Source organism: Brevundimonas poindexterae (genome assembly GCF_020524625.1).
Lineage (GTDB): Bacteria > Pseudomonadota > Alphaproteobacteria > Caulobacterales > Caulobacteraceae > Brevundimonas > Brevundimonas poindexterae_A.
This window is the reverse complement of the sequence record NZ_JAIVLL010000001.1, coordinates 631610-644009: the sequence shown is the minus strand read 5'-3', so window position 1 is coordinate 644009 and position 12400 is coordinate 631610. Positions and strand designations below refer to the sequence as shown.

12 protein-coding genes are annotated in these 12400 nt (G+C 66.5%); 8 read left to right on the top strand and 4 right to left on the bottom strand.

The annotated features are described in order from the left end of the window. Nucleotides 1-380: 380 nt before the first annotated feature. The 4 genes from LC068_RS03325 to mutL all read right to left on the bottom strand — a co-directional run bounded on the left by LC068_RS03325 (nucleotide 381) and on the right by mutL (nucleotide 4623). Nucleotides 381-899 carry a low molecular weight protein-tyrosine-phosphatase gene (locus LC068_RS03325; RefSeq protein ID WP_226634544.1) on the bottom strand — a complete coding sequence of 173 codons (519 nt, stop codon included), beginning with the start codon at nucleotides 897-899 and terminating at the stop codon, nucleotides 381-383. Then, on the bottom strand, nucleotides 889-1128 hold the full coding sequence (locus LC068_RS03320) for a hypothetical protein (protein WP_226634541.1): 240 nt from the start codon (nucleotides 1126-1128) through the stop codon (nucleotides 889-891). Before LC068_RS03320 ends, LC068_RS03325 begins: the two co-directional genes overlap by 11 nt. 4 nt (nucleotides 1129-1132) lie before the next feature. Beyond that, nucleotides 1133-2551 carry an antiviral reverse transcriptase Drt2 gene (drt2, locus tag LC068_RS03315; protein WP_226634539.1) on the bottom strand — a complete coding sequence of 473 codons (1419 nt, stop codon included), beginning with the start codon at nucleotides 2549-2551 and terminating at the stop codon, nucleotides 1133-1135. A gap of 218 nt (nucleotides 2552-2769) precedes the next feature. Then, complete coding sequence (mutL, locus tag LC068_RS03310) at nucleotides 2770-4623, bottom strand: DNA mismatch repair endonuclease MutL (protein WP_226634538.1); 1854 nt, start codon at nucleotides 4621-4623, stop codon at nucleotides 2770-2772. 276 nt (nucleotides 4624-4899) lie between these two features. Here mutL and serS point away from each other — a divergent pair, with 276 nt between their 5' ends. From serS to secF, 8 genes are all read left to right on the top strand, one after another. Then, a complete protein-coding gene (serS, locus tag LC068_RS03305) occupies nucleotides 4900-6357 on the top strand; it encodes a serine--tRNA ligase (protein ID WP_226634536.1) in 1458 nt (485 codons plus the stop codon). After that, the gene (locus LC068_RS03300) at nucleotides 6344-6748 is read left to right on the top strand and encodes a hypothetical protein (RefSeq protein WP_226634535.1); all 405 of its coding nucleotides are present in this window, start codon (nucleotides 6344-6346) and stop codon (nucleotides 6746-6748) included. The genes serS and LC068_RS03300 overlap by 14 nt, the downstream gene beginning before the upstream one ends. 16 nt (nucleotides 6749-6764) lie before the next feature. Next, entirely contained in the window at nucleotides 6765-7550 is a 786-nt protein-coding gene (gene surE, locus LC068_RS03295; protein WP_226634534.1) for a 5'/3'-nucleotidase SurE, read from the top strand. After that, complete coding sequence (locus tag LC068_RS03290) at nucleotides 7547-8191, top strand: protein-L-isoaspartate(D-aspartate) O-methyltransferase (RefSeq protein ID WP_209120721.1); 645 nt, start codon at nucleotides 7547-7549, stop codon at nucleotides 8189-8191. The genes surE and LC068_RS03290 overlap by 4 nt, the downstream gene beginning before the upstream one ends. Nucleotides 8192-8313: 122 nt before the next feature. After that, complete coding sequence (locus LC068_RS03285) at nucleotides 8314-9324, top strand: M23 family metallopeptidase (protein WP_226634533.1); 1011 nt, start codon at nucleotides 8314-8316, stop codon at nucleotides 9322-9324. Between the two features lie 108 nt (nucleotides 9325-9432). Further along, nucleotides 9433-9789, top strand: coding sequence for a preprotein translocase subunit YajC (gene yajC, locus LC068_RS03280; RefSeq protein ID WP_404825183.1), 357 nt, complete (start codon nucleotides 9433-9435; stop codon nucleotides 9787-9789). Nucleotides 9790-9817: 28 nt separating this feature from the next. Then, nucleotides 9818-11410: a protein translocase subunit SecD gene (gene secD, locus LC068_RS03275; RefSeq protein ID WP_226634532.1), complete on the top strand. Its 1593-nt coding sequence runs from the start codon at nucleotides 9818-9820 to the stop codon at nucleotides 11408-11410. A 4-nt stretch (nucleotides 11411-11414) separates the two neighbouring features. After that, complete coding sequence (gene secF, locus LC068_RS03270) at nucleotides 11415-12398, top strand: protein translocase subunit SecF (RefSeq protein WP_226634530.1); 984 nt, start codon at nucleotides 11415-11417, stop codon at nucleotides 12396-12398. Nucleotides 12399-12400 lie beyond the last annotated feature (2 nt).

The following is a 12400-nucleotide window of genomic DNA, read 5'->3' as shown; positions in this document are numbered from 1 at the left end:
CGCACCCGGAGGCGGAGATCGAGGGTGCATGAAGGTGGGCCTAACGCTCGGCTCGCGGAGCCTCGCTGCTTGAGGCCCGAAAGCCGGGTGTTGGCTTCCTCCAACCCCGCTCCATCGCTCCCGCCGCTCACAAGGTCGCAGGCCTTACGAGCCCTCCGCGCGACGGGACGGGAGGAGAGTCGCATACGGCTGGACTGAGGCGGGCAAGTCGGGTCGGGAAACGGGAGGGGCTTTGGAAAGGCGCGGGAATTCGGGGGCGGCTGTGATGGCTGGGGGCATCGGGTCAGCGATCCTTCTCCCCTCGGGGGAGAAGGTGGGCCGCGAGAGCGGCCCGGATGAGGGGGCGGTTGAGAGCAAACGCCCACGCTTCCGGTATCGTGTCAGGCGTCCCCCTCATCCGTCAGGCTCCGCCTGACACCTTCTCCCCCGGAGGGGAGAAGGGTTTGCACCAGCCCCGCCGCGGCTGCCGTGACGTCGGCCCAGGTCTGGTCGAAGTCGGCGGCGGTGCCGGTGTACGGATCGGCCACGCCCTGACCTTCGCGCCCCGGGACGTGATCCAGCAACAGGGTGAGGCGGGCGGTGCTGCCGGCGGGGGCCAGACGGCGCAGGTCGGCGAGGTTCTGCCGGTCGAGGGCCAGGATGTGGTCAAAGCGGGTGAAGTCGTCCGCCGTCACCTGTCGCGCCCTCAGGTCCGAGATATCCACCCCGTTCCGGCGCGCCGCCGCGATCGCGCGCGGATCGGGCGGATGGCCGACATGCCAGTCCCCGGTCCCCGCCGAGTCGAGCCTCAGCGCGAGCCCCTGCTGCCGCGCCACATGGCGCAACGCTCCCTCGGCCAGCGGCGAGCGACAGATATTGCCGAGACAGACGAACAGGAGGGAGGGGGGATTAACTCTCAACGTCACTTTCATCGGCAGGATGGATTTCGGACCAAAGTGCTTTGGGAGCACCGTAAGTCGTTACGCCTTCGGGAGGCGTGTCATCCCACAGGATGCGCCAGCTATAAATTATCCCGTCGTCGCTGGCGTTCTCTTCAATCTGGAATGGGTGTTCGTCCAGCGCGTCAATTGACACACCAAGCTGCTGAGCAATGTACGAGCTTAAACGCTGCTCTGCTGCTTCTTCCATTTGCCTATTCGACATTTTCAGCTCCCAAGTTGACGGATGACGAAACCGACTCGGCTAGTGAGGGATAGAACTTCCCTATCATCTGCGCCCAATATCGATCGAAGATGCCTACGTGGTTACGCAACTGTCGGCGGATTGCTGGAGACTTCAGCTCACGCGCGGCACGGTATGCGTATTGAACGAAATTTCGATTATCACCCCAGTGAGTAAAGCGACCGATGAGAACACGTTTACGAATCTGGCTCGACGCGATGTCCTTTCGTTTCGCCGCTTTGATGTAGCGTCGCAAATTCCTCTTCATCCGCGCATAGAAGGCTTTAATGCTCTGCGGCCGGATGCGGATATCCGTTCCATCGAAGGTGAACCCTAAGTATTGGAGCTCGTCACCGTCAGACGTCAGGCGTTTACCCTCGCGTATGAACCGAGTTCTGCAAGTCTTGCTATCGTTGAATTCAAGTCCAATAGCATCAGCTTTCGCCTTGATGAATGAGCTGAATTCGGCCTCCAAGTCCGGTGATGGCAGCACCACAGCAATGTCATCGCTATAGCGCCGGTAAGAGCCGCCATGCTCGCTCAGCCAGCGACGCAATGCTTCATCGAACTCTAGCATGTAGATATTGGCGAGGAGGCCGGAGAGAGGTGTTCCTTGAGGGATACCCCGGCCCGTTTCGTTGCGACGGATTAGGGGGCGGACCGCATCGCGGAAGGCGTCTATCCCACAGATGCGCTTGCCCTTGGGCTTTCCTAAGCGAGCCTCAAGAGCCTTGGCGTCAACGTGTTCGTACCGCGTGAGCCGGCGAAAGATGGCGTACCAATCGGCCGGAAGATGATCGCAACCCAAGACTGTCGCCAACCGAGTTCGCAAGACATTGTGCTGAAGGTTGCCGAAAAACTTTGAAAGATCGAGGCAGACGACCCAGCAATCTCCGCGATTTCGAATCTCATCAAAAAGGGACTTCGCGAAAGGGACATTGTATCCAATGCCCCCTCTGTAGGCCAAGACGCAGTCGCCGATATCGCGCTCACTAAGGATCGCCTCGTACCGGTCGCCCAGATCGAAGGCATAAGTGGCGTAGATGGCGGAATCCATGTGCCCCGCGTATCGGATGGCGCGTGATTTCTCTTTTGGGAGAGGTGGGAACACATCGAAGTCGATCTTCCGCGTCGTCTTCTCGTAACCGAGAAGCGGAAGGAATGGATTGCGTTCGACGCGTTCGGGAGTGAGCACCAAAGCGTCCAGAGCTGACTGCTCTAATGGGTCATCGAAATGGGTGTAACTGCGAACCTTGAGTTTCCGCTGCGTTACGCGCCGGGGGCGGGTGCCGTTCAACCCTCGCGTTCCCCCGGCTGCATTCACGACAATGTTCTGGCCTAAGCCAGCCACGGCAGTAACATTCTGGCGTATACTCGTGACGCCGGTCATGGAGACCTCATCATGCCCACCGGGCAATCCGCGATCTGGTGCAAGTTGCTCCTCGCCTCGGCGAAGATCGTCCTTGCGTCCATTAACCTGGTCCCCTTGGGCCCGACTTGTCCCAAGGCAAGGTATATCTTAGCTGATTCGCGCGCGACGACCAGCAAATACTACTAAGGAAAGCCTAACGGACTTTGGGCCGAGTCGCTCCATGGCTCAAGGCTCCCTCACCGTCTCCCGAACAGCTTCTCCAGATCGGCCAGCTTGAGCTCCACGTAGGTCGGGCGGCCGTGGTTGCACTGGCCGGAGTGCGGCGTCGCTTCCATCTGGCGGAGGAGGGCGTTCATCTCGGGCCCTGACAGCACCCGGCCGGCGCGGACGCTGCCGTGGCAGGCCATGGTGCCGCAGACCTCGCCGAGGCGTTCCTTGAGGGCAAGCGCCGCGCCGTGTTCGGAGAGGTCGTCGGCGATGTCGCGCACCAGGCCGGCGGCATCGACGCGGCCGAGCAGGGCGGGGACTTCGCGGACCAGGACGGCGCCGGCGCCGAAGGGTTCGACCACCAGACCCAGCTCGGCCAGTTCGCCGGCGCGGTCAGTGACGCGCTCGGCCTCGGCGGGGTCCAGCTCGACCACCTCGGGCACCAGCAGGGCCTGCCGCGTGACGCCGCCCTCGGCCATCTGGGCCTTCATCCGCTCATAGACGAGGCGCTCGTGGGCGGCGTGCTGGTCGACGAGGACCAGGCCGTCACGGGTCTGGGCGACGATATAGGTGCCGTGCAGCTGGCCCCGGGCGACGCCGAGGGGGAGGTCGATGTCCGCAGGCTCGGGAGCCTGCGGGGCAGTAGGCAGTAGGGCGTAGGCAGTAGGGGAGCGCTCTGGCTCGACGCGGGCGCTGCGGTCGTGGAGGCCGGGGATGGTCTGGGCGGCCGCCGCGGCGGAGCTCCAGCCGGTCCAGCCGCTCCAGCCGGTGGCGGACGGGGCGGCGCTCGCGGGCGCGGGGCCGATGCCGCTGTGGGGGGTGAAGCCGGTGAGGGCCTGATCGGCGACGGTGGTCGAGGCGCGGTGGCCGGCGGCGGCGAGGGAGTGGCGCAGGCCGCCGACGATCAGGCCACGCACCAGGGCGGCGTCGCGGAAGCGGACCTCCGACTTGGCCGGGTGAACGTTGACGTCGACCTTGAGCGGATCGACCTCGAGGAACAGGACGGCGGCGGGGTGGCGGTCGCGGGCGAGGAAGTCGGCATAGGCCCCGCGCAGGGCGCCCTGCAGCAGGCGGTCCTTCACCGGGCGGCCGTTGACGAACAGATACTGGTGTTGGCCGTTGCCGCGCGAATAGGTGGGCAGGCCCGCATAGCCGCTGAGGCGGACCTCGTCGCGGGTGTGGTCGACCAGCAGGGCATTGGCCTCGAAATCGCGGCCGAGGATGGCGGCCAAACGGCGCAGGCGGCCTTCGTCGCCCGGATGTTCGGCGGGCAGGCGCAGGACGGAGCGGCCCTCGACGTCCAGCGCGAAGGTGACGGCCTCGTGCGCCATGGCCTGACGGCGCAGCTCCTCGGCGATGGCCATGGCCTCGGCGCGCTCGGACTTCATGAACTTGAGCCGGGCGGGGGTGGCATAGAACAGGTCGCGCACCTCGACCCGGGTGCCGTGCGGGCCGGGGAAGGCGGCGGGGCCGGGCGGGGTGACGCGCCCGCCCTCGACGCGCAGGGCATGGGCGTCGCCGCCGGCGGCCGGGCGGCTGGTCAGCGTCAGCCGGGCGACCGAACCGATGGAGGGCAGGGCCTCGCCGCGAAAGCCGAGGGTGGAGATACGCAGCAGGTCGACATCGCCTGCGTCGTCGGGCTCCAGCTTGGAGGTCGCGTGGCGCTCGATGGCCAGTTCCAGCTGGTCCGGGGCCATGCCGTGGCCGTCGTCGGCGACCAGGATGCGGGTCAGGCCGCCGCCCTCGATCTGGACCTCGATGCGGGTGGCGCCGGCATCGAGGGCGTTCTCGACCAGCTCCTTGACGGCACTGGCCGGGCGCTCGACCACCTCGCCGGCGGCGATGCGGTTGACGGTCTCGGGGGGGAGGCGGCGGATGGGCATGGATTCGGAGAGACTACGGCAAAGCGCGGAGGGCGTCTGCCAGGACATGGTCCTTCTCCCCTTGCGGGAGAAGGTGCCCCCTGAGAAGGGGGCGGATGAGGGGTCTTGCTGCGGCTGAATGTGGGGAGGTGTCTTTAAGGGCGGCGCCACCCCTCATCCGAGCCGCTTTCGCGGCCCACCTTCTCCCGCAAGGGGAGAAGGAAACGATGTGGAGGTTTGCCCGACTCCGCGTGGGGCGTTAGAGCATCGCTTCCTCCCCGAAGACGAAGACCGACCATGCACGACATCCGAGCCATCCGTGACAACCCGCAGGCCTATGTGGCGGGCTGGACCTCGCGCGGGGTGGAGGATGCCGAGGCGATGGTCGACCGTATTCTGGAGCTGGACCGCGACCTGCGCGCCGCCCAGACGGCGGGGCAGGAGGCCCTGTCGAAGCGGAATGCGGCGTCCAAGGCCATCGGCGCGGCCATGGGCCGTAAGGACATGGCCGAGGCTGAGCGGCTGAAGGCCGAGGTCGAGGGGCTGAAGGGCGAGATCGCGGCGCAGGAGGCGGTCGAGGCCGAAAAGGGCCGGGAGTTGCGGGACATCCTCGCGGGGCTGAAGAACTTGGCCGCCGACGATGTGCCGGACGGTGACGATGAGACCGGCAATGTCGAGACCGGCCGCTGGGGCGAACCGAGGAAGTCGGGCCCGGCCAAGGATCACGCCGATCTGGGCGAGGCCCTGGGCCTGCTGGACTTTGAGGCCGCGGCGAAGATGTCGGGCGCGCGCTTTGCCGTGCTGAAGGGCGGGCTGGCCCGGCTGGAACGGGCGCTGGGTCAGTTCATGCTGGACATGCAGACGGTCCAGCACGGCTATCTGGAGGTCAACCCGCCCTATCTGGTCCGCGACGAGGCCATGTTCGGGACGGGGCAGCTGCCGAAGTTTTCGGATGACCTTTTCGCGACGGGTGTCTCGCTGGAAGAGCAGCGTCGGCGCATCATCAACGATTACGTCCCGGCTTTTGATCGCGCGGTGTCTTTCGAACTGAGGCATGGCCAAAGTCGGAATCTGGCCGACGATCTCGGCTATCAAGCGGTCTACGATCTGCTCTTCGCGCTTGAGCAGCGGGACCCCGAGCGCCGCTGGCTCATCCCCACGGCCGAAGTCTCCCTGACCAACCTCGTGCGCGAGACGATCCTGTCGGAGGAGGAACTGGCGCAGCCCGTGCGGCTGACGGCGCTGACGCCGTGCTTCCGGGCCGAGGCGGGGTCGGCGGGGCGGGACACGCGCGGCCTGATCCGCCAGCACCAGTTCTCCAAGGTCGAGCTGGTCTCGATCACCCGGCCCGAGGATTCGGACGCCGAGCACGAGCGCATGACCGGCTGTGCCGAGGCGGTCTTGCAGGCGCTGGAGCTGCCCTATCGGCGGATGCTGCTGTGCAAGGGCGACATGGGCTTTTCGGCGCGGAAGACCTTTGACCTCGAGGTCTGGCTGCCCAGCCAGGACACCTATCGCGAGATCAGCAGTTGCTCGAACTGCGGGGACTTCCAGGCCCGGCGGATGGACGCGCGCTTCAAGCGGGCGGGCGAGAAGAAGACCGAGTTCGTGCACACGCTGAACGGCTCGGGCCTGGCGGTCGGGCGGACGCTGGTGGCCGTCATGGAGAACTATCAGGAAGAGGGCGGCCGCATCGCCGTGCCCGAAGTCCTGAAGCGCTACATGCCGGAAGGGGTGACGCATGTCGGTCCGTAGTCCAGCCGTAGTTCTGGGCGTCATCAGTGTGCTTGGCCTGACGGCCTGCACTGTCACCGCTCCTACCGCCAGACTGTCCACACCCGTCGAGGGGGCCCACTTCAGCGTGACCGGGTGGGTGCGGTTCGAAGGCGAGGAATTCCGGTTTTATGGCAACCCAGAGAGTGACCGGTCGCCGTTCTCCGGGTCCTGTGTGTCGGGCGCCGCGTCACGCGCCCAAATGGATCAGGCGCGTCAGGGTCTGGACAACAGCCGCGTGACGATCAGCGCGCGTATGATGCCCTGGTCCGGCCGGGACGGGAGCCTGATCCGGCACCGGGGGTCGGTCATCCGGAACAGCTGTGGCGGCGATACGGTGCTTCTGGCCGATGATATCCGGCCAGCGAACTGAGGTTGAGTCCCATCTGATGCGTATTCTTCTGACCAATGACGACGGGATCGAGGCGGAGGGTCTGGCCTGTCTGGAGCGGATCGCGCGGACCCTGTCGGACGATGTGTGGATCTGTGCGCCGGCGGTCGAACAATCGGGCAAGGGGCGCGGCATCACCCTGACCGAGCCGCTGCGGGTCAACCGGATGGGCGACAAGCGGTTCGCCGTGACCGGCACGCCGACCGACTGTGTGGTGCTGGCGGTCAATGATCTGATGCCCGAGCGGCCCGATCTGGTGCTGTCGGGGGTCAATCGCGGGCACAATGTCGGCGAGGATTGCTCCTATTCCGGCACGGTGGCCGGCGCCCTGCAGGGGATGGCGTTCGGCATCCGCTCGATCGCCCTGTCTCAGAGCCTTGAGCGCTTCCACGATGAGGTGACGGCGCACTGGGAGACCGCCGAGACGCATGCGCCGCCGATACTGTCGCGGCTGATGGCGCAGGAGTGGCACGAGGGGGTGATGTGGAACATCAACTTCCCCGCCCGCGCGCCCGAGGCGGTGACCGAGGTCGAGGTGACCCGCCAGGGCTTCCGTCAGATCGGCGAGATGCACGCGGTCAAGCGCACCGACCTGCGCGGGCGGGACTACTACTGGATGAGCTTCCGTGGCGAGAAGCAGGACCACGCCCCCGGCACCGACCTGCGCGCCATGGACGAGGGGCGGATCTCGGTGACGCCGCTGCACATCGACCTGACCCACCGGCCGAGTATGCATGACCTGAAGGGTGTGCTGGGCGGGGCGGTCCCGAGGACGGTGGGATGAAGCTGAACGACGATCGGGCGGGGCGGCTGATCCTGGGCCTGCGGCAGCAGGGGGTGACCGATCCCCGCGTGCTTGCGGCGATGGAATCAATCGACCGCGCGGTCTTCGTGCACGAGAAATTCCTCGATCAGGCCTGGGAGGACCAGGCCTTGCCGATCGACTGTGCCCAGACGATCAGCCAGCCCTATATCGTCGGCCTGATGACCCAGGCGCTGGAGGTGCAGCCGCGCCACCGGGTGCTCGAGATCGGCACGGGCAGTGGCTATCAGTGCGCGGTGCTGAGCCGGCTGGCACGCTATGTCTATTCGGTCGAGCGCTATCGCAGCCTGCTGAACGAGGCCGAGGCGAAGCTGAAGACCCTGCAGATCGACAATGTCATCACCCGGCATGGCGACGGCGGCATGGGCTGGCCCGAACAGGCGCCCTTTGACCGCATCATGGTGACGGCGGCCGCGCCGCACGAGCCGACGGAACTGCTGAAACAGCTGAAGCCGGGCGGGATTCTGGTGTGTCCGGTGGGGCGGACGTCGGTGCAGATGCTGAACCGCTATGTCGGCCAGCCCGACGGTTCCTTCCACCGTGAGAGCCTGACGGAGGTGCGCTTTGTGCCGCTGGTCGAGGGCACGGCGAAGGAAGGCTGACGCCGGATTTCCGGGGGCTGTTAACCTTGGCGCCCCATTTTGGCGCGGTTTGGCGGGTTGGCTTGGGGGCCGCGCCGGGGCACACCGGGGGCTGAGGAATCGGGACCGAGAGGAGACAGGCGATGGTGAGCATCCGTCAGGGGATGACCCTTCTGGCTTTGGCCATGGGTATGATGACCATGGCGGCCTGTGCCAGCTATCCCAGCGAGCCGCGCTATTCGACGCGGCCCATGCCAGTCAACCCGACCGGGGTGCGGGTCGTCGGCCCGAACGAGGCCCCGCCGCCGGCCCGCGAAGCCGGCCTGCCGCCCGCGGTGGAATACGGCTCGACCGCGCCGCGGGGCGAGATCGAGGGCGGGGCGCTGGATACAACCGGCACGCTCCCGCCGCCCCCTGAAGCAGAGGTGCCGCCTCCGCCCGCACTCGAGCCGCTACCGGTCAGCCGGGTGGCGGGTGCGCGCTATACGGTGCAGCCGGGCGACACCCTGTCGGGGATCGGCCGCCGGTTCCTGACCCCCATTCAGGTGCTGATCGAGATGAATGATCTGGGTCCGCGTGCGGCGCTCAGCGTCGGCGCCGATGTGGTGCTGCCGGACTCCGCCGTGGATTCGGGCCGCGACCCCTATGCCACCGGGCCTTCACCCACCGGGGTGCGCGTGCCGTCCGGTGCCCTGCCGCCCCCGCCGCCGCCGCCCTCGGGCAATGCCCCCATGCCGCCCATCGCCAGCGGATCGACCGCGCGCAACGGGCCGCTGGACTGGCCGTTGCGGGGCGAGATCCTGCGCCGCTTCGGCCCCGTCGGCATGGGCGAGCGCAACAACGGCATCAATATCGGCGCGCCGCTGGGCGAGCCGGTCCGGGCCTCGGCCGCCGGACGGGTCGGCTATGTCGGCGACACCTTGCCGGGGCAGGGGCTGACGGTGCTGGTGCTGCACCGGGACGGCTGGCGGACGGTCTATGGCCATCTGGGCTCGGCCCTGGTGCGCGAAGGTGATGACGTCGAGGCCGGTCAGCAACTGGGCACCGTGGGCGATACAGCCGGTGACGGACGCCCCTCGATCCACTTTGAGGTGTGGCGCATGCAGGGCGATCAGCCGGTGCCGCTGGACCCCGTGACGCAACTGCCGCGATAAGTCGCGTTCGCGGGCCCTGAGGTCCGTTGCATTCAGGCGTCCGGCCCCCTAGGTTCCGCGCCACATTCGAGACATGTGGCCGGACAACGATCCGTGCCGGGAGAAACCATGACAGACCAAGACCCCATCCTGCTGATGGCCGTGGCGGCCGACGGCGGCATCCTGCCGCTGCTGGTGAACTTTCTGCCGTTCGTCGCCATCTTCGTCCTGTTCTACTTCCTGCTGATCCGGCCGCAGCAGAAGCGGATGAAGGCGCACCAGGAGCTGGTGTCCTCGGTCAAGCGCGGCGACACCATCGTGCTGTCGAGCGGCATGATCGCCAAGGTGACGCGGGTCGAGGCCGAGGAAGTCATGGCCGAGATCGCCCAGGGCGTGAACGTGCGGGTCGTCAAGACGATGATCACCGAGGTGCGTGGCCGCACCGCTCCGGCCATCGAACGTAAGGCCAAGAGCGCCAAGGCCTGACCAGGGCCGGCCTTCGGGGAAGCGAACCATGATCCATCTGTCGCGCTGGAAGGTGATCCTTCTGGCTCTGTCCCTGGCGTTCGGACTGCTGTTCGCCTACCCCAATCTGCTGACGCCGGCCCAGCGCGACGCGCTGCCCGGCTTCCTGCCCAAGAATACGCTGAATCTGGGCCTCGACCTTCAGGGCGGGTCCTATCTGCTGCTCGAGGTCGATGTGACCGAGATGCAGTCCAAGCGGGTCGGCAATACGGTCGAGGACGTCCGTCAGGCGCTGGGTGAGGCCCAGATCACGCCGGTCTCGATGCAGACCGAGGATGCGGGCGTCGTTGTCACCTTGGCCAGCGATGCGGACGTGGACAAAGCCTTTGCCGCCCTGCGCGACGTGGTGGGACGGACCTCGGCCGGCGGCGTGCCGGACCGGCAGCTGAACCGTCTGTCGGGCAACCGCCTGCGGGTGGCCTTTACCGACGCGGCCCTGAACAGCATGGGGCCGGATGCCGTGACCCAGTCGATCGAGGTGGTGCGCCGCCGGATCGACAGCCTGGGCACGCGGGAGCCGTCGATCACGCGCCAGGGCGCGGACCGCATCGTCATTCAGGCCCCCGGCGAGAGCGATCCCGCCGAGCTGGAGCGGGTGATTGGCCAGACGGCGCAACTGACCTTCCAGATGGTGGATGAAAGCAACAGCATCGAAGATGCCCTGCAGGGCCGGGTGCCGCCCGATGCCGTGCTGATGCAGGACGAGCTGGGCACACCGCTCTTGGTCAAGCGCCGCATTCTGGTGTCGGGCGAGAACCTGACCCGGGCCTTTGTGACCCAGGACCAGAATGGCCAGACGGCCATCGGCTTCAACTTCGACAGCCAAGGCGCCCGTCGCTTTGGTGAGGCGACGGCCTCGAACATCGGACGCCGGTTCGCCATCATTCTGGACGGCAAGGTGATTTCCGCCCCGGTGATCCGCAGCGCCATCCTCGGCGGCTCGGGCGTCATCGAGGGCAATTATTCAATCGCCTCGGCCTCGGAAATGGTCAGCCTGCTGAACGGCGGGGCCCTGCCGGCGCCGCTGAAGGTCGAGGAGCGCCGGACCGTGACCGCCGAGCTGGGCAAGGATGCCGTGGATCGCGGCATGCGGGCCACGGCGCTGGGCTTTGTCGTGATCGTGGTCTTCATGTTCCTGGCCTATGGCGTGCTGTTCGGCGGCATTTCGGTGATCGGTCTGGTTCTGAACGGCCTCCTGATCCTCGCGGCCATGTCGATGACCCAGGCGACGCTGACGCTTCCCGGTATCGCGGGTCTGATCCTGACCTTTGCCGTGGCCGTGGACGCCAACGTTCTGATCTATGAGCGGATGCGTGACGAGGCCCGACAGGGGCGCAGCGTGATCGCCTCGCTGGACGCCGGCTTCAACAAGGCCATGGGCACCATCGTCGACGCCAACCTGACGACGCTGGTGGCGGCGATCATCATGTTCTTCTTCGGGGCGGGCCCGGTGCGCGGCTTCGCCTGGACGCTGTCGATCGGCGTCTTCACCTCCATGCTGTCGGCCGTTCTGGTCGCGCAGGTGGGACTGGCCTGGTGGCTGAAGGTCGCCAAGCCCAAGAAACTGCCGGTCGCGGAGTAAGCCGATGCGTGGATGGCCTCTTATCAAGCTGCTGCCGACCAAGACGAACTTCCAGTTCGTCAAATACTCCCGCCTGTTCGGGGTGTTGTCGGTGATCCTGTGTATCGCCTCGATCGTGGGGTGCTTCACGCCCGGTCTGAACATGGGCATCGACTTCAGCGGTGGCGCCTCGCTGGAAGTGTCGAAGCCCGCTGGTCAGACCATTGACCAGGAAGAGGTGGCCCGGGCCGTGACCGCCATCGGCCTGCAGGACGTAGGGGTCCAGGGCATCGCCCGGCTGGACAACAACCAGGTCGACGGCTCGACCGTCCTGCTGCGCTTCCAACTGCCGGAGGGTGCTGACCAGACCGAGGTCGTACGCAATGCCGAGGCGGCCATCACCCAGGCCGTGGGCGAAGTGTCCTATTCCGGGGTGTCGGTGGTCGGCTCCAAGGTTTCGGGCGAACTGTTCCGCTCTGGCCTGATGGCGCTGGGCCTCGCGACCGTGCTGATGTTCCTCTACATCTGGTTCCGGTTCGAGCCGCAGTTCGGCATGGGCGCCGTGGCGGGTCTGGTGCACGACGTGATCCTGACGTTCGGCCTGATCGTCATCATGCGGCTGGAGTTCAGCCTGAACATGGTGGCCGCGATCCTGACCGTGATCGGCTATTCGATGAACGACACCGTCGTCGTGTTTGACCGCCTTCGCGAGAACCTGCGCAAGTACAAGAGCATGCCCCTGGCAGAGGTGATCGACCTGTCGATCAACGAGACCCTCAGCCGGACGGTGATCACCGGTGTGACCGCCGTCATGGTGCTGGCCGTGCTGGCCTTCCTGGGCGGCGAGGTGCTGTTCGGCTTCTCGGTGGCCCTGATGTTCGGAATCATCGTCGGCACCTATTCCTCGGTCTATGTGGCCGCGCCGATCATCCTGCTGTGGGGCGTGAAGCGGGGCGAGTTCGCCGAGGAAGCCAAGCCGATCAAGCTGGGCGGCGCCAGCCGCCCGTAAGG